Origin of the sequence: Rahnella bruchi, assembly GCF_003614975.1 — a bacterium.
Taxonomy (GTDB): Bacteria; Pseudomonadota; Gammaproteobacteria; order Enterobacterales; family Enterobacteriaceae; genus Rahnella; species Rahnella bruchi.
Genome location: NZ_QZWI01000005.1, coordinates 160,476 through 183,881, shown reverse-complemented (window position 1 = coordinate 183,881; position 23,406 = coordinate 160,476). Strand labels below are relative to the sequence as shown.

General features: G+C 54.6%; 22 protein-coding genes and 1 pseudogene. 10 read left to right on the top strand and 13 right to left on the bottom strand.

Going from position 1 to position 23,406, the window contains the following annotated elements; all coding sequences use genetic code 11:
• Window positions 1-49: 49 nt before the first annotated feature.
• The 3 genes from D5398_RS12075 to fdhD all read right to left on the bottom strand — a co-directional run bounded on the left by D5398_RS12075 (window position 50) and on the right by fdhD (window position 3,932).
• Window positions 50-1,993 (bottom strand): methyl-accepting chemotaxis protein, encoded by a 1,944-nt coding sequence (locus D5398_RS12075; protein WP_120507861.1) that lies wholly within the window; start codon window positions 1,991-1,993, stop codon window positions 50-52.
• Window positions 1,994-2,260: 267 nt separating this feature from the next.
• Window positions 2,261-2,881: a superoxide dismutase [Mn] gene (sodA, locus tag D5398_RS12070; RefSeq protein WP_056775847.1), complete on the bottom strand. Its 621-nt coding sequence runs from the start codon at window positions 2,879-2,881 to the stop codon at window positions 2,261-2,263.
• A gap of 208 nt (window positions 2,882-3,089) precedes the next feature.
• A complete protein-coding gene (fdhD, locus tag D5398_RS12065; protein WP_120507860.1) occupies window positions 3,090-3,932 on the bottom strand; it encodes a formate dehydrogenase accessory sulfurtransferase FdhD in 843 nt (280 codons plus the stop codon).
• A gap of 144 nt (window positions 3,933-4,076) precedes the next feature.
• Here fdhD and fdnG point away from each other — a divergent pair, with 144 nt between their 5' ends.
• The 6 genes from fdnG to exaC all read left to right on the top strand — a co-directional run bounded on the left by fdnG (window position 4,077) and on the right by exaC (window position 11,967).
• A complete protein-coding gene (gene fdnG / locus D5398_RS12060; RefSeq protein ID WP_120507859.1) occupies window positions 4,077-7,124 on the top strand; it encodes a formate dehydrogenase-N subunit alpha in 3,048 nt (1,015 codons plus the stop codon).
• 12 nt (window positions 7,125-7,136) lie between these two features.
• Window positions 7,137-8,048 (top strand): formate dehydrogenase subunit beta, encoded by a 912-nt coding sequence (fdxH, locus tag D5398_RS12055; protein ID WP_120507858.1) that lies wholly within the window; start codon window positions 7,137-7,139, stop codon window positions 8,046-8,048.
• Complete coding sequence (gene fdoI / locus D5398_RS12050; protein WP_120507857.1) at window positions 8,045-8,698, top strand: formate dehydrogenase cytochrome b556 subunit; 654 nt, start codon at window positions 8,045-8,047, stop codon at window positions 8,696-8,698. Before fdxH ends, fdoI begins: the two co-directional genes overlap by 4 nt.
• The gene (gene fdhE, locus D5398_RS12045) at window positions 8,695-9,600 is read left to right on the top strand and encodes a formate dehydrogenase accessory protein FdhE (protein WP_120507856.1); all 906 of its coding nucleotides are present in this window, start codon (window positions 8,695-8,697) and stop codon (window positions 9,598-9,600) included. The genes fdoI and fdhE overlap by 4 nt, the downstream gene beginning before the upstream one ends.
• An 85-nt stretch (window positions 9,601-9,685) precedes the next feature.
• Entirely contained in the window at window positions 9,686-10,327 is a 642-nt protein-coding gene (locus tag D5398_RS12040) for a glutathione S-transferase (RefSeq protein ID WP_120507855.1), read from the top strand.
• A gap of 101 nt (window positions 10,328-10,428) precedes the next feature.
• Window positions 10,429-11,967 (top strand): acetaldehyde dehydrogenase ExaC, encoded by a 1,539-nt coding sequence (gene exaC / locus D5398_RS12035; RefSeq protein WP_120133733.1) that lies wholly within the window; start codon window positions 10,429-10,431, stop codon window positions 11,965-11,967.
• 107 nt (window positions 11,968-12,074) lie between these two features.
• On the opposite strand, the gene D5398_RS12030 is transcribed toward exaC, so the two are convergent.
• Window positions 12,075-13,313 (bottom strand): MFS transporter, encoded by a 1,239-nt coding sequence (locus tag D5398_RS12030; protein WP_120507854.1) that lies wholly within the window; start codon window positions 13,311-13,313, stop codon window positions 12,075-12,077.
• A 238-nt stretch (window positions 13,314-13,551) separates the two neighbouring features.
• Here D5398_RS12030 and D5398_RS12025 point away from each other — a divergent pair, with 238 nt between their 5' ends.
• Window positions 13,552-14,547, top strand: coding sequence for an acyltransferase (locus tag D5398_RS12025; RefSeq protein WP_120507853.1), 996 nt, complete (start codon window positions 13,552-13,554; stop codon window positions 14,545-14,547).
• 6 nt (window positions 14,548-14,553) lie between these two features.
• Here the strand turns inward: D5398_RS12025 and D5398_RS12020 are convergent, their stop codons facing one another.
• The 5 genes and pseudogenes from D5398_RS12020 to D5398_RS12000 all read right to left on the bottom strand — a co-directional run bounded on the left by D5398_RS12020 (window position 14,554) and on the right by D5398_RS12000 (window position 19,242).
• The gene (locus D5398_RS12020) at window positions 14,554-15,468 is read right to left on the bottom strand and encodes a GlxA family transcriptional regulator (protein ID WP_120507852.1); all 915 of its coding nucleotides are present in this window, start codon (window positions 15,466-15,468) and stop codon (window positions 14,554-14,556) included.
• A 47-nt stretch (window positions 15,469-15,515) separates the two neighbouring features.
• Window positions 15,516-16,058, bottom strand: a pseudogene (locus tag D5398_RS12015) (isochorismatase family protein); the annotation flags it as partial.
• Window positions 16,059-16,201: 143 nt separating this feature from the next.
• A complete protein-coding gene (locus D5398_RS12010; protein WP_120507850.1) occupies window positions 16,202-16,798 on the bottom strand; it encodes a DJ-1/PfpI family protein in 597 nt (198 codons plus the stop codon).
• A gap of 87 nt (window positions 16,799-16,885) precedes the next feature.
• Window positions 16,886-17,917 carry an L-idonate 5-dehydrogenase gene (idnD, locus tag D5398_RS12005; RefSeq protein WP_120507849.1) on the bottom strand — a complete coding sequence of 344 codons (1,032 nt, stop codon included), beginning with the start codon at window positions 17,915-17,917 and terminating at the stop codon, window positions 16,886-16,888.
• A gap of 122 nt (window positions 17,918-18,039) precedes the next feature.
• Entirely contained in the window at window positions 18,040-19,242 is a 1,203-nt protein-coding gene (locus tag D5398_RS12000; protein ID WP_120507848.1) for a benzoate/H(+) symporter BenE family transporter, read from the bottom strand.
• 136 nt (window positions 19,243-19,378) lie between these two features.
• On the opposite strand from D5398_RS12000, the gene D5398_RS11995 reads away from it, so the two are divergent.
• Both D5398_RS11995 and D5398_RS11990 read left to right on the top strand, forming a co-directional pair.
• Window positions 19,379-19,945 carry a helix-turn-helix domain-containing protein gene (locus tag D5398_RS11995; RefSeq protein WP_120507847.1) on the top strand — a complete coding sequence of 189 codons (567 nt, stop codon included), beginning with the start codon at window positions 19,379-19,381 and terminating at the stop codon, window positions 19,943-19,945.
• A gap of 29 nt (window positions 19,946-19,974) precedes the next feature.
• On the top strand, window positions 19,975-20,427 hold the full coding sequence (locus tag D5398_RS11990) for a GNAT family N-acetyltransferase (RefSeq protein WP_120507846.1): 453 nt from the start codon (window positions 19,975-19,977) through the stop codon (window positions 20,425-20,427).
• Here the strand turns inward: D5398_RS11990 and D5398_RS11985 are convergent.
• Window positions 20,411-20,893: a GNAT family N-acetyltransferase gene (locus D5398_RS11985; protein ID WP_120507845.1), complete on the bottom strand. Its 483-nt coding sequence runs from the start codon at window positions 20,891-20,893 to the stop codon at window positions 20,411-20,413. The two genes, D5398_RS11990 and D5398_RS11985, sit on opposite strands and share 17 nt — an antisense overlap.
• A 14-nt stretch (window positions 20,894-20,907) precedes the next feature.
• On the bottom strand, window positions 20,908-21,447 hold the full coding sequence (locus D5398_RS11980) for a hypothetical protein (RefSeq protein WP_120507844.1): 540 nt from the start codon (window positions 21,445-21,447) through the stop codon (window positions 20,908-20,910).
• Between the two features lie 162 nt (window positions 21,448-21,609).
• Here D5398_RS11980 and yfcF point away from each other — a divergent pair, with 162 nt between their 5' ends.
• The gene (gene yfcF, locus D5398_RS11975) at window positions 21,610-22,242 is read left to right on the top strand and encodes a glutathione transferase (protein WP_120507843.1); all 633 of its coding nucleotides are present in this window, start codon (window positions 21,610-21,612) and stop codon (window positions 22,240-22,242) included.
• Window positions 22,243-22,282: 40 nt separating this feature from the next.
• On the opposite strand, the gene D5398_RS11970 is transcribed toward yfcF, so the two are convergent.
• Window positions 22,283-22,729, bottom strand: a complete 447-nt coding sequence (locus D5398_RS11970) for a GNAT family N-acetyltransferase (RefSeq protein WP_120507842.1) — start codon at window positions 22,727-22,729, stop codon at window positions 22,283-22,285.
• Between the two features lie 17 nt (window positions 22,730-22,746).
• Window positions 22,747-23,382 carry a LysE family translocator gene (locus D5398_RS11965; RefSeq protein WP_120507841.1) on the bottom strand — a complete coding sequence of 212 codons (636 nt, stop codon included), beginning with the start codon at window positions 23,380-23,382 and terminating at the stop codon, window positions 22,747-22,749.
• Window positions 23,383-23,406: the final 24 nt, after the last annotated feature.

Genomic DNA, 23,406 nt, shown 5'->3' with positions numbered 1-23,406 from the left:
AGAAGGAATACCTGCGCGCAATCAGGCGACTGCGCGCAGAAAACACAGATCAGAACGTTTCCCAGTTTTCCTGGCTGGTTTTGTTTTGTACCGGGGCAAGCATTGGACGACGAAGCCGGGAAGACGCCGGAGCATTCATCGTGTTGCCGTTTTCTGCCAGACGGAATACCGAGACCGCCTGCGTCAGTGTCGCGGCCTGATCTTCAAGGGAGTCTGCGGCGGCAGAAGACTGCTCAACCAGCGCGGCGTTCTGCTGGGTAGTGCTGTCCATCTCGACAATCGCCTGTGAAATCTGAGCGATACCCCGGCTTTGCTCGTCAGATGCCGAGGCGATTTCACCCATGATATCGCGCACGTGTGAGACGGATTTCACGATGTCCTGCATGGTGCGACCGGTATTTTCCACCAGCCTGGCACCCGTACTGACGCGTTCAACCGACTCAGCAATCAGCCCTTCAATCTCTTTTGCCGCCTGCGCACTGCGTTGTGCCAGTGTGCGGACTTCCGAGGCCACCACGGAGAATCCGCGACCTTGTTCACCGGCCCGTGCGGCTTCAACGGCGGCATTCAGTGCCAGAATGTTGGTCTGGAAAGCGATGCCGTTAATGACTGACGTAATTTCGGCAATCCGTTTTGAGCTGCCGGAAATCTGCTGCATGGTATCAACCACTTCGCCGACCTGTTTGCCGCCGAGCGTCGCCGTGCCCGAGGCTTCGCTGGCCAGTTTGCTGGCGTGATGGGCGTTATCGGCGTTCTGCTTCACCGTCGCGCTCAGTTCTTCCATGCTCGCGGCGGTTTCTTCTACTGCCGCGGCCTGCTGTTCGGTACGTGAGGAAAGATCGGTATTCCCCGCAGCGATTTCAGCTGCTGCGTGAGACACCTGCGAAACGCCAGAACGGATCTCATAAATCATGGTGCTGAGATTCTGGCTCATTGCGGACACCGCGTTCATCAGCATACCCAGCTCGTCGCGACGTGTTGTCGGATGTGCGGCGGTCAGATCACCCTGAGCAATGGCTTCGGCGGTTTTCAGCGTATCGCGCAGCGGCTGGGCAATCTGACGGGTAATGCGCCAGGCAATAATAATCCCCGCCAGCATGACGGCCAGGGTAATCACCAGCATGATCATCTGCGCACGGCTGATATCCTGATGTGTATTATCCAGCTCGTTTTTGAAGATTTTCGCAACCAGTGCATTCATTTCCGCTGCTTTTACTGACAGCAGTTGAGAGTTTTTTTGCTCTTCTTCATAGGCGGGCATATATGCCAGAACATTGCCTTTATACGTTGCCAGCGCGCTCATCAGCGGGGCGAGAGTCGCCTGCTGATTTGGCAGCAGCAGCGCATTCAGCTTTTTGGCATTTGTCTGCGTGTCATCAATCGACTGCAAAAGTTTGGCTTCGGATTCTTTATTAATGCTCAGCAACAGGCCGCGCACGTCATAGCGCACGCTGATCAGTTTCTGAATCACTTCAGCAAGAGAAAGACGAATGGACGGATCGGCGTCTTCCACGCGCAACTGATCCTGCAAACGCTTCACCACGGCTTCAGTTTCCGAAAGGTTCCAGCTCGCGCGAACGGCATCTTTTTTATCGACAGCCAGTTTGAATGCATCCTGAGCCTGCTGATATTCGTGGATTTTAACCGGCACCTGATTGAGGTTTGCCAGGCTGGTCGCGTCCCACTCCAGCTTGTCTTTCGACTGTGTAATCAGCTGAGAAAGCGCGTGAATTTTGTCCTGATTTTGTTTGAGGTAAGCGGGATCGTAATTGAGCTGATACAACGTGCGGCTTAGCCGGGCGTCGTTAAGCAACGCATTCATCTGGTTGCTGAAATCGACTTTTTCGGCACGCTGACTGATGTCGTTAAATTTGATCATCCCCGCCGCGGTGATAGCCACTGCGATCAGAAGGACCAGCCCGAAGCCCAGGCCCAGTTTGGTGCCGACTTTAAGATTATTCATCCACTGCGAAAGACCTGTTCCGTTGCTCATTCTCATTCTCCGTCGAACATCCCTTTAAAATTAATAAGTGGTTTTGTGACGCCTTTGTGAACAACCTATCGGTGGACTTAAGAGAAACTTTATAGGGAACGGAGCGTATTTTTGATTAATGCGAGCGGGATCGGCAAAGGACAGAGGGAATATGAATCATTGCCAATAAAACAGTGATCGGGCTTAGAATTGGTGACATAAAAAAAGGCGGGTCAGTGACCCGCCATTGGCGAAAACATCTTGCCCGTTAAGGGCGGTAAAACGAAATTACTTCGCTTCAGCCAGACGTTTTGCTGCTTCGTCCCAGTTTACAACATCCCAGAAGGCTTTGATGTAATCAGGGCGTTTGTTCTGGTATTTCAGGTAGTAAGCGTGCTCCCAAACGTCCAGACCCAGCAGCGGGTAACCGGATGCGCCGGAAACAGCTTCGCCCATCAGCGGACTGTCCTGGTTAGCAGTAGAAACAACGGCCAGTTTGCCGTCTTTCAGAACCAGCCACGCCCAGCCTGAGCCGAAACGAGTGGTTGCTGCTTTCTCAAAAGTTTCTTTGAAAGCGTCAACGCTGCCGAAATCGCGTTCGATAGCAGATTTCAGTTCGCCCTGCAGGGTGGTGCCGGTTTTCAGGCCTTTCCAGAACAGGCTGTGGTTAGCGTGGCCGCCTGCGTTGTTACGCAGTGCAACTTTCTTATCCGCAGGCACTTTGTCCAGGTTTGCGATCAGCTCTTCAACAGAAAGTTTTGCCAGTTCTGGCAGGCTTTCCAGTGCAGCGTTCGCGTTGTTCACGTAAGCCTGGTGGTGTTTAGAGTGATGGATTTCCATCGTTTCTTTGTCGAAGTGCGGTTCGAGTGCGTCGTATGCGTAAGGCAGTGATGGCAGTGAATAACTCATGTTCATCGTCTCCATAGTGTAGGGCGGCACCGTCATTGTGAGCACCGCGTAATCAGTCGGATCATTATAGTTAATTAAATGATATTGAAAATGATTATCTATGCGCCATGCTTTGTGCGGGTACTCGTAAGCGCCTGTTATACGGGGCTTAGAACCAGATAACCGCAAACAATCCTAAATTGTCTAAAGGCACGTGATGCTTAAACCTTTAACGCAGTCTCTGCGGATGCGTATACACCGTGGCGCGTCCTGGTTTGCTGAAACCCACCAGCGTCAGATTACATTTTTCGGCGACATCGACTGCCAGCGTTGTGGCGGCCGAGACGGCAAACAGGATCTCGACGCCGCACATCGCGGCTTTCTGCACCATTTCATAGCTGGCACGGCTCGACACCAGCGCGGCACCGGATTTCCATTCGCTTTGCTTTTCACGCAGGCCGAGCATTTTATCGAGTGCCACGTGACGTCCCACGTCCTCGCAGCCACCCAGTAATTCACCTTGCGATGTTATCCACGCGGCGGCGTGTGTACAGCCGGTCAGCTGGCCAATTTCCTGCACGGATTTCAGCTGATTCAGCGCGTTATCCAGGTTCGCCAGCTCAAACGTTTGGGTAAACGGCAGCGGCGCGAGCGGACGGAACAAATCGCCCAGTTGTTCGATGCCGCAAACCCCGCAGCCGGTGCGGCCCGCCATGGCGCGACGGCGCTCTTTCAGCCCGGCAAAACGGCGGCTCGATAACTCAATGTTAACTTCAATACCGTTACAGTTTGGTGTCACATCCAGTCCGAAAATATCCGCGGCAGATTCGATAATTCCTTCCGACAGCGAAAACCCGAGCGCAAAAGCTTCAAGATCTTTTGGCGACGCCATCATCACCACATGTGAGATGCCGTTATAGACCAGCGCAACGGGGATTTCTTCTGCAATCCAGTCGTCTTCCAGTTCGCCAGGATGTGTGCGCTGCATCACCTGTTTTTGGCTGGCTCCGATGATCTGAGTCACTTTTTTATCATCTTTTTCGCCCGGTTCTTTTACTTGATGGACATCCATTGGCAATAACCTTATAAACATTCCGGCTACATAAGCCGCACAAACTGTCAGGACTTTAAGCCCTAATTTTACCGCTTCCGCGTTGGTCGGGGAAAGCGCCAATTTGAAAGCAATGTGTTAACGAATGATGGAAAGGAGTCTTTCATGCAAGTCAGCAGAAGACAATTATTCAAAATATGTGCGGGCGGTATGGCCGGCACTACAGCAGCATTATTGGGGTTTGCCCCGACAATAGCGCTGGCGGAAACTCGCCAGTATAAGCTGCTTCGCTCACGTGAAACCCGCAACAACTGTACTTACTGCTCAGTCGGTTGCGGTATGTTGATTTACAGTCAGGGCGATGGTGCGAAAAACGTCACTGAAAATATCTTTCACGTAGAGGGTGACGCCGATCATCCGGTCAGTCGTGGATCGTTGTGCCCGAAAGGCGCAGGCGTGCTGGATTACATCCACAGCGAAGGTCGTCTGAGATATCCGGAGTACCGCGCTCCGGGTTCAGATAAATGGCAGCGTATCAGCTGGGATGAGGCGATTTCCCGTATCGCCCGTCTGATGAAAGATGACCGCGACGCTAACTTCGTTGAGAAAAATGAAAATAACGTCACCGTTAACCGCTGGCTGACCACCGGGATGCTTTGTTCGTCTGCGGCCAGTAACGAAACCGGCCTGCTGGATCAGAAATTCACTCGTGCGCTGGGCATGGTGGCGATCGACTGTCAGGCCCGACTTTGTCATGGCCCGACGGTCGCGGCATTAGCGCCAAGCTTTGGTCGCGGTGCGATGACCAATAACTGGGTGGACATCAAAAACGCCAACGTCATTTTGATTATGGGCGGAAATGCGGCAGAAGCGCATCCGGTCGGATTCAAATGGGTGATTGAGGCGAAAACCAAAAATAATGCCAAAGTCATCGTCGTCGATCCGCGTTTCAACCGCAGCGCTGCTGTGGCAGATATCTACGCGCCGATCCGCGCCGGTTCGGACACCGCTTTCCTGCTCGGCATGATCAACTACCTGATTACCAATAATAAAATTCAGACTGAATATGTCAGGGAGTACACCAACGCCAGCCTGCTGGTGCGGGAAGATTATGCCTTCAACGATGGCCTGTTCAGCGGTTTCGACGCGACGAAAAAATCCTACAACAAAGACAGCTGGCACTATCAGCTGGATGAAAAAGGTCTGGCGAAACAGGACAAAACCTTGCAGGACCCGCGCTGTGTCTGGAATCTGCTGAAAGAGCACGTTTCACGTTACACGCCGGAACTGGTGGAGCGCCTGTGCGGTACCTCCAGAGAAGATTTCCTGCTGATAAGTTCTATTTTGGCGCAAACCTGCGCGCGCGATAAAACCTCGACCATTTTGTACGCACTGGGCTGGACGCATCACACCGGCGGCGCGCAAACCATTCGCTGTGCGGCGATGATCCAGTTGCTGCTCGGCAACATTGGTATGCCAGGCGGCGGCGTGAATGCCCTGCGCGGACACTCCAATATTCAGGGTTATACCGACCTCGGTTTGCTGTCGCTGAACCTGCCGGGCTATATGCCTTTGCCTTCGGAAAAACAAACCAACTTTACCGATTATCTGCAACAGATTACGCCGACGCCGCTGGTGGACGGGCAGGTGAACTTCTGGAAAAACACGCCGAATTTCTTCGTCAGTATGATGAAAAGTTTCTGGGGTGATCATGCCACGGCAGAGAACGACTGGGGCTTTGACTGGTTGCCGAAATGGGACAAAAGCTACGACGTCATGCAACAGGCCGAGCTGATGACCGAAGGTAAACTGAACGGTTACATCGTGCAGGGCTTCAACCCGCTGGCGGCGTTCCCGGACAAAAACAAGTCTTCGCGCGCACTTTCAAAACTGAAATATATGGTGGTGATTGACCCGCTGGTGACCGAGTCCTCGAACTTCTGGCAAAACCACGGCGCGATGAACGACGTGCAGACTGCCGATATTCAGACTGAAGTTTTCCGCCTGCCATCTTCCTGTTTTGCAGAAGAAAACGGTTCGATCGTGAATTCCGCCCGCTGGCTGCAATGGCACTTTCAGGCCTCTGAGCCACCAGGTGAAGCGCTGCACGACGGCAAAATCATCGCACGCCTGTTCATGAAACTGCGCGAGCTGTACCAGAAAGAAGGTGGTGCAAATCCGCTGCCGGTGATGAATATGGCGTGGGATTATCAGGATCCGCTCGACCCGCTGCCGGAAGAAATCGCTCGTGAAGCCAACGGCAAAGCGCTGGCCGATATCCATGACGATCAGGGCAATCTGCTGGCGAAAAAAGGTCAGCAAATTTCGACCTTTGCGCATCTGAAAAACGACGGCAGCACCGCCAGTTTCTGCTGGATTTACGCCGGTAGCTGGACAGAAGCCGGTAACCAGATGGCGCGCCGTGATAACGCCGATCCCTCCGGCCTGGGCTGCACGTCAGGCTGGGCATGGTGCTGGCCGCTCAACCGCCGCATTCTGTATAACCGCGCCTCCGTCGATCCGCAGGGCAAACCCTGGGATCCGAAACGCGAAATCATCCGCTGGGATGGCGCGAAATGGACCGGCTTTGATGTCCCGGATTACAGCGCCGCAGCGCCGGGGACAGGCGTGGGCCCGTTCATCATGCAACAGGAAGGCGTCGGACGTTTATTCGCGACCGACAAAATGGCCGACGGCCCGTTCCCTGAGCATTACGAACCGATTGAATCGCCGATTGGCACCAATCCGCTGCACCCGAACGTTATCTCAAATCCGGTCACGCGTATTTTTGCCAGCGATTTGCCGAATATGGGCACCGCCAAAGATTTCCCGTATGTGGCGACCACCTATTCGATCACCGAATTATTCCGCCATTGGACCAAACACGCGTTACTGAATGCCATCGCTCAGCCTGAGCAGTTTATCGAGATCGGCGAAGGTCTGGCCGCCGCGAAAGGCATTGCGCAGGGCGACGAGGTGAAAGTCTCCTCGAAGCGCGGATTCATCGTGGCGAAAGCCGTGGTGACCAAACGCATCCGGCCGCTGACCATCGACGGTAAACACGTCGACACCATTGGCATTCCTTGCCATTGGGGCTTTGAAGGCGCGACGCGTAAGGGCTACTTAGCCAACACGCTGACGCCGTCAGTCGGTGACGCTAACTCGCAAACGCCGGAGTTCAAGGCGTTCCTGGTTAACGTGGAAAAGGTCTAACGGAGGCGAATTATGGCAATGCAATCACAGGACATACTTCGTAAGTCCGCAACCAACGGGTTCACGCCAGCGCCGCGTGCCCGTGACCATCAGCAGGAAGTGGCGAAACTCATCGACGTCACCACCTGCATCGGCTGTAAAGGCTGTCAGGTCGCCTGTTCCGAATGGAACGACCTGCGCGATGACGTCGGGATTAATACCGGCGTTTACGACAACCCGATGGATCTCAGTGCGAAATCCTGGACGGTAATGCGTTTCTCGGAAGTGGAACAAAACGGCAAGCTGGAATGGCTGATCCGCAAAGACGGCTGCATGCACTGCGCCGATCCGGGCTGCCTGAAAGCCTGTCCGGCGGAAGGCGCGATTCTGCAATACGCCAACGGTATCGTTGATTTTCAGTCCGAACACTGTATCGGCTGCGGTTACTGTATCGCCGGTTGTCCGTTCAACGTTCCGCGTATTAACAAACAAGATAACCGTGCCTACAAATGCACGCTGTGCGTTGACCGCGTGAGCGTCGGCCAGGAACCCGCTTGCGTAAAAACCTGCCCGACCGGCGCGATCCATTTCGGTACCAAAACCGCGATGCAGGATTTAGCCGCAGAGCGCGTCAGCGAGCTGAAAGACCGTGGTTTTGAGCATGCCGGATTGTACGATCCGCAGGGCGTTGGCGGAACACATGTGATGTACGTGCTGCATCATGCTGACAACCCGCAGCTGTATCACGGCCTGCCAAAAGACCCGGCGATCAGCGCGGCGGTGACTTTATGGAAAGGTGTCTGGAAACCACTGGCCGCCGTGGGCTTCGCGGTGACCTTTGCGGCTGCGGCCTTCCATTTCCTCGGCGTAGGGCCGAATTACGTGAAAGAGGAAGAGCACGCGGAAGGGGAAGATAAACATGACGATGAGGAGAAACGGCCATGAAAAAAGAGAAGTTAATCCAGCGTTATAGCCTGGCGGAACGCCTCAATCACTGGATCGTAGCGTTTTGTTTTGTGACGCTTGCGCTCAGTGGCATCGGCTTCTTTTTCCCGTCGTTTAACTGGCTGATGAACGTTTACGGCACCCCGCAACTGGCGCGCATTCTCCATCCGTTCTTCGGCGTGGTGATGTTCGTGTCTTTCCTCGGCATGTTCTTCCGTTACTGGAAGCACAATCTGCCTGAAAAAGACGACATCGTGTGGGCAAAAAACATCGGCAAAGTGCTGACCAACCATGAAGTCGGCGACACCGGTCGCTATAACTTCGGCCAGAAATGCGTGTTCTGGGCGGCGATCAGCTGTCTGGTGCTGCTGATGGCCAGCGGCGTCATTATCTGGCGTCCGTGGTTTGCGGACTACTTCCCCATCCCGCTGATCCGCCTGGCGCTGCTGGTGCATTCGCTGGCCGGTATCGGGCTGATTCTGGTGATCATCATGCACGTCTACGCCGCGACCTGGGCGAAAGGCTCGATTGACGCGATGACCGGGGGCAAAGTGCCGGTCTCATGGGCGAAGTATCATCATCCGCGCTGGTATCGCCAGGTGCGCGCTGAAGAGCAGAAAAAAGAACAAGACCAGAGGAAAACCGGATGAGCATCCAGATAGTTGCACAGGACTTGCTGGCTGACGGTAAAAAAACGGCGGGAAACATCCCGCCGGTACTGTTCGCTAACCTGAAAACGCTCTACCAGAATCGCGCCGGTCGTCTGAAAAAACTGGCAGAAGACAGCCCGCTCGACGGGTATCTGAACTTTGCCGCCACGATTTGCAATGCGCAGCAGCACGTGCTTGAGACGTTCCCGCTGGATATCGACCTGAGCGACGAATTACAAAAAGCCGCCGGTAAAGCGCCGCTCGATTGCAGTCTGTTTCCGCGTACGTCGCACTGGCTGACTCTGCTGGATGCGCTGATTGCTGTCCTGAAACCAGGGGCATCGGAGCCTGTACGCGCGGTGCTGGAACGTCTTGAACAGTCTCCGAACCTTCAGCGCGAAATGATGGCGACAGAACTGCTATGCCAGGATTTCAAACATGTTCCCGCCGACAAAGCGCCGTTTATCTGGGCTGCGCTGTCCCTTTACTGGGCGCAGATGGCGGCGCAACTGCGTGGCGTCGGGCGTGCGGATTACGGCGAAAACCGCCAGTTCTGTCCGGTCTGCGGCAGCATTCCGGTTTCTGCGGTGATAGCGGCCAGCGGTCTGCGCTATCTGCACTGCAATCTTTGCGAAAGCGAATGGCACGTGGTGCGGGCGAAATGCAGCAACTGTGATGAGATGGAACACCTCAACCTGTGGTCGATTGACGATGAACAGGCGACGGTAAAAGCGGAATCTTGCGATGACTGCGGGGCTTACCTGAAACTGATTTATCAGGACAAAGACCCGCAGGCCGACGCGGTGGCTGACGATCTCGCCACGCTGCTGCTTGATGACCGCATGGAAGATAAAGGCTTTTCCGGCAGCGGTATCAACCCGTTCCTGTTTCCCGCGCAATAACCTGTAAATCTGGCAGCCGTGACTGGTAAACCCCGGCACGGCTGCTAGCTTTAAAAGAGGTTCCGCTGAAAACGAGGAGGGTCTGATGGAGTTGATCGGCAGTTATACCAGCCCGTACGTGCGCAAAATTTCGGTGATGTTGCTGGAAAAAGGCATTCCCTTTGATTTCATTAACGACACGCCCCACGAACCGGGCTGTAAAATCACGCAGTTCAATCCCCTCGGTAAAGTCCCCGCGCTGGTCGCCGACGATGGCGAAATTTTTTATGATTCCCCAATCATTGTGCAGTTCATCGAGCTGATGAATGTCGCACCGACGCTGTTGCCGTGGCAGCCGTTGGAGGCCTTGCGCGTTAAGCAAATCGAAGCGCTGGCCGACGGCGTGACGGACGCCGCCGTGGCGTTAGTGCTCGAAGGCCGTCGCGATGCCGATAAGCGTAACGAAGCCTGGATTTTGCGTCAGCGGGAAAAACTTCTGCGCGGGCTGGATGCACTGGAAAAACACGCCGCCAGCCGCACGCTGCTCAATTCTGAAAGCCTGAATGTGGCCGATATCGCTGTCGCCTGCTGTCTGGGTTACATCAACTTTCGTCGTATTGCGCCGGGGTGGTGCGTCGAACATCCTGAGCTGATAAAACTGGTTGAACGCCTGTTCCAGCGTGAGAGTTTTGCGCGCACAACGCCCCCCGGAAGTGGTAACGCCAGCGTTGCAGCAAAAAAGGTGTGAAGCCGCTCGAAGAGTTCTCATTACATCCCGCCGGTTAGATTTTCACTGCCTAAACTTTATGCAGCGCTCTGCTAAAACCTGCTGCATAAAGGAGTTCCATCATGGCTTATGATAAAAACCCTCATGCCGTCAAACCGGAAGAATACGGTTTCCCGCTCAAACTCAAAAAACAATACGACAACTTCATTGGCGGTGAATGGGTCGCGCCGGTGAAAAAAGAGTATTACGACAACCTGACGCCGGTGACCGGCGAAGTGCTGTGCAAAGTTGCCAGTTCCAGCACGGATGACGTTGAGCTGGCGCTGGACGCCGCCCATAAAGCCAAAGACGACTGGGGCAAAATGCCGGTACAGCAACGGGCAAACCTGCTGCTGAAAGTCGCCGATAGAATGGAACAAAACCTCGAACTGCTGGCCAACGCCGAAACCTGGGATAACGGTAAACCGATCCGCGAAACCAGTGGTGCCGATGTGCCGTTAGCCATCGACCATTTCCGCTATTTCGCGTCCTGCGTGCGTGCGCAGGAAGGCGGGATCAGCGAAATCGACAGCGAAACTGTTGCCTATCACTTCCACGAACCGCTGGGCGTGGTGGCGCAAATCATTCCGTGGAACTTCCCGCTGCTGATGGCGTGCTGGAAAATGGCACCGGCGCTGGCGGCAGGTAACTGCATCGTGCTCAAACCGGCCAAACTGACCCCGCTTTCTGTCCTGCTGCTGATGGAACTGGTGCAGGATATTCTGCCTGCGGGCGTCATCAATGTGGTCAACGGTGCGGGCGGTGAAATTGGCGAATATCTGGCGACGTCCAAACGCATCGCGAAAGTTGCTTTCACCGGTTCGACCGAAGTCGGCCAGCAAATTGCCGGATATGCCGCGCAAAACCTGATCCCCGCCACGCTGGAACTGGGCGGTAAATCTCCGAACATCTTCTTTGCCGATGTGATGGATAAAGAAGACGAATTCTTCGATAAAGCGCTGGAAGGCTTCGCGCTGTTCGCTTTCAATCAGGGCGAAGTCTGTACCTGCCCGAGCCGTGCGCTGGTGCAGGAATCCATCTATGAACGCTTTATGGAACGCGCCATCAAACGCGTCGAAGCGATTAAAACCGGTAATCCGCTGGATATGGAAACGCAGATGGGCGCGCAGGTCTCTGCCGGTCAGATGAAAACTATTCTGGATTACATCGAAATCGGTAAAAAAGAGGGCGCGGAAGTGCTGACGGGCGGCGCGAAGAAAAAACTGGAGGGCACGCTGAACGAGGGTTATTACCTGCAACCGACCATTCTGCTGGGTAAAAACAACATGCGCGTTTTCCAGGAAGAAATCTTCGGACCGGTGCTGGCGGTGACGACGTTTAAAGATATGGATGAGGCGCTGCAAATCGCCAACGATACGGCGTACGGGCTGGGGGCGGGTGTCTGGAGCCGCGACGGCAACGTGGCCTATCACATGGGACGCAACATCCAGGCTGGCCGTGTCTGGACCAACTGCTACCACGCCTATCCGGCGCATGCGGCGTTCGGCGGCTACAAACAGTCAGGTATCGGGCGTGAAACCCACAAGATGATGCTGGATCACTACCAGCAAACTAAGTGCCTGCTGGTGAGTTACTCGAGTAAACCGATGGGGTTGTTCTAGGGGCGAAGTCGTCTGCTAAACCCGCCTCCCCCTTCGCAGGGGGAGGAGTAAAAGCATCCCTGCGAAGAGGAGAGGTGGAGGGGAAAAGCAGGCAATTCAGTACGAAGTCACACCACGCCATTCGGCGGTAACACAACCTGGCGACTGCGCAGGAAAACCACCACCAGCGCCAACCACGCCAGGCCGCTGAACAGATTGAACATGTTAAACATGCCCGCACCGCCTTCGACGTAAGCCACTTTTGCCAGCTCAATTCCCAGCGTGAAAATCATCATGCTGATCACACCCATTGCAGCAGAAACCGTGCCTTTACTCATGTCGCTGGAGAACAGCGTCAGGCGGTACAAACCGGCGTTGGCAACACCAATTCCGAAAGCGTACAGGCTCAGACCGGCGGTCATCCACAGATACGCATGCGCAGAAAACAGCGTGGCAACGGCGGCGATCAGCAAGCCAACCACCATCGGTCCTGCACCCAGCTTAATCAGATATTCGACCGTGCGTTTGCCGGTCAGGCGCGCGAGTGTCATGTTGCCGATAATCAGCGCGCCGAAAATAGGCACCTGTAGCATGCCGTAATCGTAGGCCGCTAAGCCTTCGCCGCTGATTAAAATGACCGGCGACTGGGCAATCCATGTCAGCAGCGGCAGGCTGGCAAAACCAATCGCCAGCGCGCCACACACGAACTGACGGTTATTCAGCACATGTTTGTAATCACGCAGCAGGCTGGGCATGGAGAACGGTTCACCGAGGCGGGAAGCCGTTTCCGGCATGGATTTCCACAAACCCCACAGCGCAATGGCGGCGAGCACGGCAAATATTACAAACATCAGCTGCCACGGCGCGACGTGGATCAGCGCCGCACCGGCCAGCGGGCCGAGCAGAGGTGCAATCAGCGCGACGTTGGCCATCATGGCGGTAATTTTGATACACACCGATTCTTCAAAAGATTCCTGTATCGCGGCATATCCGACGGCGCCGATAAAGCACAGGCTGATCCCCTGAAGGAAACGCATCACCATGAACTGTTCGATATTTTGTACGAACAAAATCGCCAGACAGGTGATGATGAAAAAGGTCACGCCGGTCAGCAGTACCGGACGACGCCCGCGGCGGTCTGACAACGGCCCGAGCAGCCATTGCAGGAACATCCCGCCAGCAAGATAGGCGGTCATGGATGTCGGCACCCATTCTTCCCCGGCATTGAAATTAGCCACGACGGCCAGCATACCCGGTTGGATCATATCGTTACCGATATAGGTCGCGAACTCGAAAAGTACCAGACACAGAGGGAACAAAAGTGCCTGCCGACCCAAAAGGGACGCAGTATTTGGAGAATTATGCATTTTTAGTTATTTCACAGGCGTAAGGCTAATCGTTTGAAAATTAGCAGAAAATAAGAGACTGTCCGGGCGGGTTTCGCAAGCGAGGCAGCAATGTCGGCTATTTTGCCGATTATTTGAGCGCAACGCAATCTTCTGATTTATGTTCAGCACAATCTGAGATCAGCGCTTTTGCCTTGTTAGCCGCGTAAAAGCTCGCTACGCTGCAAAGACACCATCGTAAAGAAGGAATTCGCAGGTAATGAGCCAAAAAATAAGCTGGATAAATAATCTGCGCGCGCTCGCCTGCATGATGGTGGTGCTGATCCACGCCAGCACGTCGCTGGTGGTCAATTTCGCTGCGGTCCATACTGCTGAATGGACCATCGCCAATTTGCTCAATTCGGCTTCACGTGTCTGTGTGCCGCTGTTCTTTATGATTTCCGGGGCGCTGTTTTTTGGTGAGCGCAGCGCGCAAAAAAGGCATTTCCTGCGCGTCACTTTATGCCTGTTGTTCTACAGCGCCGTCTCGCTGATTTATATTTTCACGATGACAAAAATTGGATTTTGGCCGTCTTTGCGTTTGATTCTGGAAAAACCGGTGTTTTATCACCTTTGGTTCTTCTACGCGATAATCGTGATTTACCTGCTTTCGCCGCTGATTAACGTCAAAGCCGTCTCCGGCAGATACCTGCTGGTCGCAGGAATGCTGCTCGGTGTGCTGGCGAATCCACAACTCCCGGTTCTGACATGGCAGAAAATCCATCTTCTGCCGCTGGATTTGTACATCAGTGGCGATGCGTTTTATTACGTTCTCTATGCCCTGATGGGGCGCGCTATCAGCCAGCTTAATACCGAAAAAACGGCAATCACGCTGGCCGCCAGCGGCATATTCATTCTCAGCACGCTGGCGATTGCCACGGGAACCTACCGGCAGATGCAGATTAATCAGAATTTCGCCGACACTTTCTACGTCTACAGCGGCCCGCTGGTGTTTATCTCCGCCATGTCACTATTTGTGGTTTTCAAAAACGCGGTGGCGCAACGTATCCTGCCGGGATTTGCGCTGATCTCCCGTCATTCGCTGGCTATCTACGGCTTTCATGCGCTGATCATCATCGGCTTACGCAGTCAGCACTTTGATCTCCCACAATATCCGCTGCTGAACGTCGCGTATCTGTTTGCCTGCGGACTGGGCGGTGGTTTATTGCTGGCGATGGCGCTGGGGAAAATAGACCGGCGCAATTGGGTGAGTTAAACACCTTCAGCTCCATCGTTCCTGCGCCCGCCGGAATTGCCTTGCTGATGAGAATCCGGCGGCGAGGGCGGCTTTTTCGATACCCGAGCCTTGTTGCAGGCGCTGCTGTGCGACGGCGATGCGCAGTTGTTCGTGGTAGTCGCGCACGCTGATGCCCAGATGCTGGCGGAATAAACGGGTGAGGTGACGGCCGCTGATGTGCGCTCTGGCGGCGACGTCTTCCACCTGCCAGGCGGATTCAGGCTCGGCGGCCATCAGGTTTTGCGCGCGATGTACGGCGGGATGCAGGTGATTGCGGTAGCGCAGCCACGGGGAAAGTTGCGGATCATCGCCGCCACGACGAAAATACACCACCATTTCGCGGGCGACATCCAGCGCGGCCTGCGGCCCTGAATGCGTGGCGATCAGATGCAGCGCCAGATCGATACCGGCGCTGATGCCCGCGCTCGTCAGTACAAAACGGTCTTCGACAAATATCCGGTTATCTTTCACCTGCGCCGCAGGCACCTGCTGGCGTAAGCGGTCAATCACATCATGGTGCGTGGTGCACTGATAGCCATCGAGCAGCCCGGCTTTCCCGGCCAGCAGGCTGCCGGAGCAGATACAGACCAGCGTTAAACTCCCCGCTTCAATCGCGCTTTTCTGCTGATGCAGCCAGTCACAGGCCGTTTCGGCGACCGGCGAGGCAAAGTTTTCGGCGGATTCCGCCACGCCCGGCATGATCAGAATACTGCCTGCGGGCAGGCTCTCAGGCAATGGCTGCAAATGGCTGACCGTCAGACCGGTCGACATCATGACTTCCGCCTGCGGCCCGATGTAATGCAGGCGGAATTGCCCGCTCAGGCGCAGCGCTTCCGCCGGCCCGGTAAGATCTAACGACATCACGCCGGGGAGCGTCACAAAGTAGACATTTCGCTGCATAGTGTTTCATCCGTCCGCAGGGGAAAACGCTATCTTCACACAGCGCGGTCGAGTTTCGCCAGCGCACCGGATACGTCGGTGACGGTGGCAAAGCGGTCAGCGAGAACCAGTTCGGTACGCAGTTTGATGTCCTGCGCGCTCAGCGTGATGCCGCTGGCGTGGGTCATCGGGAAGGTCAGTGTCGCTTCGGTCACAAAGGTCACGGAATAGCCCAGATCTGACGCCACGCGCGCCGTGGTTTCGCAGCACTGTTCGGTGCGCATTCCGGCGATGATCAGATGCGTGATGTCGCTTTCACGCAGCCAGCCGTCGAGGCCGGATTCAGTCAGGGAATTGTGGACGTGTTTATGCACCACATGTTGCGGCTGATGACTGAGGAAGGACATCGGCGTCACCAGACCGGAATCGAGCGAAAATACGCCATCGGGATTGACGTGAAATACGTCGATGACCGGCACGTTACGGGTCTGACAGCCGTCGATCAGGCGGGTTAATGCTGCGCTGAAAGCCGGTAAATCATCCTGCTGCCAGAAATCTTTTTGTTCGAAGGAACGCTGAACGTCGATGTTTAACAGGGCGCTGTGTGTCATTTTCGGACTCCATCTGATGTGTGTGAAGTCAGTGTGCGCCTGAAAGATAAAAGGGAGAATGCCAAAAACGGACATGATACTGACAGCGGCGGACGACCTGTGCCATCCGCCGGAAGTGAAGCATTTTAATCACAGCATTTTGATCAAAGTTTCTGGTCGGCGCGCCAGTGGTGGTAATCGATATGATCAGCCTGGAAATTCGTGGTTTCAGCGTCACCGGTCAGGCGGTACGCCAGCTGGAAAGCAAAATCGAATGCCAGTCCTAATCCTTTACCGCTGAGTAAATTGCCATCTTCAACAAAGGACTGATTGACGTAAACACCGTCTTTTACGTCTTGGTATAAATCGCCGGAACACACATAGCGACGCCCTTTCAGCAGGCCGTTGCCGCCCAGCACGCGTGCCGCAGCGGAGCACAGCGGACAGATCAGTTTACCGGCTTCATCATGACGCCGGACAAATTCCACGACCTCTTTGCTGGCCGCCAGCGCCACTGAGCCTTCCGGCCCGCCGGGCATGACGACGGCATCGAATAAACGGTCGCCCTGCGCAGAAAGCAATTCGTTGGCTTGCATCTGAATACCGTGATACGTGCGCAGCGTCAGGCTTTTCTGGCAGGCCAGCGTAGTGACCTGAATTTCCAGCCGCTCGAGAATATCGAGCACAATCACTGCTTCGCCTTCTTCAAATCCGTCCGCCAGCAGCAGTGCGACCTGCTTTTTCGCGTTGTCCTTTACCATAATGCCAATGTCCTCTGAGGATAAAAATCAGAGGACATCATAAAATGAAACGGTGTTTTAATATTGTGATTGTCGTTGCAGACTGAACTAGAAAACCAGCTGCACTTTCGATGCTTTGGATTTATCCGTCGCATAATCCAGCGCTTCCACCAGACTTTCCTGCGGGAATTCGGCTGACAGTAACGGCATTGGATCGACGGTTTTATTCGCCAGCCATTCCACTGCGGTATTGAATTCTTCCGTGAAACGGAAGCTGCCGACCCAGTTAATTTCTTTAGCAATCAGCATCATCAGCGGGAATTCATTGACCACTGGTCCCATACCCACCTGCACCAGCGTGCCGCGTGCGCGGGTCACTTCCAGACAACGGCGGATGGAAGACGGATGGCCGGAGGCATCAAAGGAGACATCAAAGAAGCCTTTCTCTGCCTGATATTCGCTGAAATCGCCCTGTGCGGCATCCAGTGCTTTGCTTGCGCCCACGGCCAGTGCCAGCGTGCGGCAGCGTTCGCTGGGGTCTGTCACCACGATTTGCGCGGCACCTTTGGCCTTCGCCGCCAGCACGATCAGGCAACCAATCGGGCCGACGCCGGAAACAAACACTGTTTTGCCATGAATATCGCCTGCCTGATTCACGGCATGAATGGCGACGGCCAGCGGTTCTGCGAACACCATCAGACGGTCACTGACCTGATTGTCGTAAGGAATACACTGATTGCTGTCGACGATTTTGTACTGCGTGAACGCGCCGTTGATGTGCGGGAAATACATCGCGCTGCCGAAAAATTTCATGGTGGTGCACTGATTTTCATCGCCTGACAGACAATATTTGCAGGCCTTGCACGGCTTGCTCGGGTTCAGCGCGACTTTCTGACCGGGTCGCAAATCCGGGTTATCCGATTTCTCTACCACACCGACCACTTCGTGACCGAGCACCATTGCCTCGCGCACCTTGAAATCACCCACTGCGCCGTGTTCGTAATAATGCAGGTCAGAGCCGCAGATGCCGCCGCGGGTGATTTTCACCAGCGTGCCCTGGCCTGTGTAGTTGATGGTCTGGTCGATCACCGAGACGTCTTTTTTCCCGGTCACGACGCAGGATTGTGTGGCAATAGTCATGGAATTCTCGCTCTTTAAAGGCCCTGATTGCGCCCAGTAAAGAGGGTTTATCGGTCAGAAAATGTGATCGTCGTCACTTTGCGCTGTGTTACGAAAACCTGTTACCCATAACTTGAACGGACTCAACCTTTCCCGGCGGATTTATCACGATTTCGTGCCGGAATGCTGAGGATAAGATGCGTGATTACGCCACCCACCAGCCCCCAGAATGCCGAACCGACACCCAGCAGCGTGACACCCGAAGCAGTGATCAGAAAGGTGATAATCGCCGCATCGCGCTGACGCTCGTTTTCCAGCGCGCGATACAAACTGCCCGCAATGGTGCCGAGCAACGCCAGCCCGGCGATGGTGTGGATCAGCGCTTCAGGCAATGCGGTAAAGACCATGCCGATAGATCCGCCAAACACACCGGCAATCAGATAGAAAACCCCTGCCGCGACGGCGGCCATATAACGTTTTTTTGGATCAGGATGGATATCCTCGCCCATACAAATTGCGGCGGTAATGGCGGCAATACAGACGGTAAATCCGCCGAACGGCGCCAGAATTAACGCTGTCAGCGCCGTCCACGAAATCAGCGGTGAAACGGGCAGGTGATAGCCATGCGCTTTCAGCGTGGCGATCCCCGGCGCATTTTGCGAAGCCATTGTCACGACGAAAAATGGTATGCCGACGCCAATCAGGGTAGAAAGCGTGAAATGCGGCATCACAAATGCCGGAGCCGCGAACGTCAGCGTCTGGCCATGCAGCGCAATACCTCCCTGTAATCCGGCGACAATCAGGCCGGCCGCCAGCGCGAGTACCACCGCATAACGCGGCAGGGCGCGTTTCGCCAGCAGGTACACCAGACACATGGTGCCCGCAAGGGCGAAATTGCTTTGCAGCGAGGTAAACGCATTCAGCCCGAAACGCAGCAGAATCCCGCCCAGCATCGCCGCCGAAAGCGCCTGCGGAATAGAGTGCATCAGTCTGGCAAATAAGCCGGTGACGCCGCACAGCAGGATCAGGCCGGTGGCAAAAACAAACACGCCGATGGCGTCGTTAAGCGATGTGCCGGGCAGGCTGGTGACCAGTAACGCTGCACCGGGCGTTGACCAGGCAGTCACTACCGGCGTGCGGTAGTAAAGCGAAAGGCCAATACTGGTGACGCCCATTCCCAGGCCCAGCATGCTCAGCCATCCGCCGATTTGCGCCACACTGGCACCCGCCGCTTCTGCTGCCTGAAAGATAATCGCCGCTGAGCTGGTATAACCGACTAAAACCGCGACAAATCCGGCGATTACCGCCGAAAAAGTGACATCCTGCAAACTGAAACGTGTGGTCATTTGTGAAAATCCTTCGGGTTACCGGTCGCTGGCGGTATGCTGTTGTGCGTTATAGCGCACATCTGATGCGCTCACGATATCACTGTGCGTTATAACGCACAATCGCGATGAACGATCATCGCGCCGAGGAGACAAAATGCAGGAACTCACCCGTCATATTGGCAGCCAGTTGAAAGCGGTACGCAGCGAGCGCGGCTGGAGTCTCACTCAGACGGCAGAGCAGACCGGCGTCAGTAAGGCCATGCTGGGTCAGATTGAGCGCGGCGAATCCAGCCCGACGGTGGCAACATTGTGGAAAATCGCCAGCGGGCTGAATGTGTCTTTCTCAGAGTTTCTCGAAACGCCACCTGAACAGTCAGCGGCGTTGCATCGTCACGGTTTACTGACCACGTTTAACAGCAAAACCTCGGGGATGCGTGTCGTGCCGTTATTCCCTTACGACACAACCTTGCGTATGGACATGTTTGTTATCGATCTCGAGCCGGACGGTTGCAGCGAATCCACGCCGCACGAGGCCGGTGTCATTGAGCATGTGATTGTGATTGAAGGCGAACTGACGATGACCGTGGATGGCGTGACGCGCGTACTGGGTGCCGGTGAAGCGCTGCGTTTTGCCGCCGATTGCCCGCACGCATATCGCAACGAAAGTGGCCATTCCGTGCGTTTCCACGACCTGATACATTATCCGCAGTCGCGTCCGTAACGTTTTCATTTCCTGAGGAGAATGACCTGATGAGCCAGCCGCAAGATGTTGTGATCCGCCCGTTAACGCCCGCTGACCGCGAAGGTTGGGAAATTCTGTGGCGTGATTATCTGGATTTTTACCAGTCAGATTTGGATCCGGCGCAGTTTGATTACACTTTCGAGCGTTTGTCGCAGCCTGACTATGCCGACATGTTTGGCTATGTGGCACAGTACGAAGGGAAACTGGTCGGCCTGGTGAACTGCATCAATCACGATCATGGCTGGCACATGCAGCAGGTGGTCTATTTGCAGGATTTATACGTTGATGACAGCGCAAGAAAACTGGGGATCGGGCAGAAGCTGGTCGAGGCGGTTTACGCTTACGCCGACCAGAATGACAAAGCCAATGTCTACTGGACGACGAAAACCACTAACCACACGGCCCGCAAACTTTACGATCGTATCGGAAAACTCACTGAATTTATCAAGTATTCCCGCTAAGCGGTTTACGCATATTCATTTTGGTCGTGACGTAACCGAGGCTGGCGTACAGCGCCTGTGCACCGGGATTGCTGGCAAAGACATTCAGTTCGATAGCCATGCAACCCTGTTCCCGCAAGTGTTCTTCCATCAGTCTGAATGCTGCCGCCGCATGACCCTGACGGCGAAATTGCGGGTGCACCGTCAGTTCGTACACGAACGCACTGCGCACGCCATAGCGTTCCACGTTGGAAAACCATAAATAACCCGCGGTCTCGCCGTGCGCTTCCGTTCTGATTTCAAAAAGATGATGATCCGGCGTATCAACACCTTGTGGCAGCGCACTTTGCGTAGAACTGCGCGCGCGCTCCAGCGCTGACTCCGCCTGCCAAAGACCGGCGGTCACGTTCTCTTCGGCATAATCCTTCGCCAGCTGTTCGGCGAAACTCTGATAAAACGCGGCACTCATCGGTACTAAAACGGTCATCATTTCCCTCTGATTTATTTAGTGTTTTCCGGCTTCTTATAGGGCGTGACGTAACATTCGCTGATGGTCGTGGAGTGGCTTTCGACCTGCGTGATGATGTAGCCCTTATCGGTCAGCGCCACGGAGCTGTAAGGCGTTTCATTATGCTTGTCGGAAATCACGTCTTCGAATGACTGAATGATTTTCGCTTTCTCATTGGCACGCGCCGGATCGTCCAGCCCGTCAACCTGAATCATGGCCTGCTTGAACTGGTTGTTGAAAGAGGTTTTCCCGGCGCGGCTTTCGATGATCGCCTTGATGTTCACCGTAACGTCATTGCCGAGCAAAAAAAGCGTATTGCTCTGATAAATCAGCACGTTTTTTCTCTTCGAGACCACAAAACCGTTCTCAATGACTTTCATTTTGTTGTTGTTCGCATAGGTCACGTCATCGAGGCAAATGGTTTTATCCCCGACCTTAAACTGGCTGAAGCGCGCTTTGATTTCTTTCGGCGTGGAAGCCGCCTGCGAACACAGTGGGGCAAGCAGCAAAAGAGGTAAGAGCCATGACTTCATAGGAGTTCCCTGGAAAGGTGCTGAATCAGCCGACATAACAGCAGTATAGGGAGACGTGGGCAGGATGCGAACGTTTATCTTTACCGGCCGGTTTTTTAACGACACATCCCGCTTTCTGCGCTATGTTTTTCTTCCTTTGCTTTATTTTTTCAGGAGATTTCCATGAGCCAGTCTTCGCTGATTTTGTATTCTGATGCTAATTTTTTCAGTCCTTACGTGATGTCTGCTTTTGTGGCGCTGACTGAAAAGGGCATCCCGTTTGAACTGGAGACAGTCAGCCTGGCAGATGCGGAGAACCTGCAAGAAACCTATTCCGCGCTGTCCATGACCCGTCGCGTTCCGACGCTGACCAACGGCACCTTTGTGCTGTCCGAATCTTCGGCGATTGATGAGTATGTTGAAGAACTTTTCCCCGCGCCGACGTTTCCGGCTATCTATCCGGCGGATCCGGAAAACCGTGCCAAAGCGCGTGAAGTGCAGGCGTGGCTGCGCAGTGATCTGATGCCCATCCGTCAGGAACGCTCAACGGAAGTGGTGTTTGCCGGGGCAAAATGTCCGCCGCTTTCTGCTAACGGGGAGCAGGCCGCTGAAAAGTTATATGCCGCTGCGGAGCGTTTGCTGGGCGACAAAGAACATTTGTTTGGTGAATGGAGTATTGCGGATGTGGATCTGGCGCTGATGCTGAACCGTCTGCGGCTCAACGGCGATGCAATGCCGGAGAAACTCGCGGCTTACGCTGAGGCACAGTGGCAGCGACCTGCGGTTCAGGAATGGCTGGCCCTGTCTGCTAAATAACTGAAAAACTGCGCGGCCCGTGCAGCCGCGCTTTGATCATTCAGCCTAATTTTTTGGTCAGGAAATACCGCGTATGGGTAGAAGGTGCATCCTCAGGCGTGCGCGTATCGCGGATATAATCTTCCAGCTCCATCTGCATTTCGTACCCCATCCGCTCATAGAATGGCCGGGCCTGAAAACTAAACGTATCGACCAGTGAATAGCGACAACCCCGCGTTTTAGCTTCTGCTTCCGCTTCTGCAATCAGCTGTGTCCCTACATCTTTTCCACGTAACGACTCATCTACCCACAACATTTGGATATACATCCAGTTGCCGACCGTTTCCGCCACAATCCCCGCTTGTTTACTTCCGTTCTCATCTTCCACAAAAATACCTAACGCACGAAACTTCGACTGCGGGACAAAGTTGCGGTTGAAATTACGCAGGGCAGTTTTGATCTCCTCAAGATCGTTTTCAGTCGGGGCATGGCTGAGGCGGGTCTTCATGACAGCATTCCTTTTAGTTAGCGTTTAGTCATAGCGAGTCGTACTGCAAAGGCGAGAAAAACGGTGCCGGTTAAGCGATCAAGCGTTCTGACCACCGCCGGGCGACGTAACCAGCGCGACAGCGGGCGCGTGGCAGAAATCATCGTGACTGACCACAGGGTGCCAATGACGGCGTGCATGGCAGCGAGTCCAAAAATATAAGGCCCGAGCGGATAACCTGTGGCGACAAACTGCGGCAGGAAAGAGACATAGAACACGCCGACTTTCGGGTTCAGTACATTGCCAAACAGCCCTCTCATGAACGGAGAATTGCCGATACGTAGCATTTTTCCGCCGTTCTCAGGCGTGGCCATATTCATTTCGCTGCGGGGTTTGAGAAGCATTTGCAGACCAAGCCAGGCCAGATACGCCGCACCGGTCCACTTAAGTAACGTAAACGCCATTTCAGAAGCTGCCAGCACCGCCCCCAGCCCCAGAGCGACCATCGCGCCCCAGATAAGACAGCCGGTACTGATACCAAATGCTGACGATAACGCTTTTTTGCTGCCCTGACTGGCTGCCGTGCGCAGAACTAAAGCGGTATCAAGTCCCGGCGTCAGCGTTAAAATTCCCGCAGCAAGCGCGTAAGAAAGGAGAGATTCGGTAACAGTCATGGCTTTTCCTGATGAGCGAAAAAA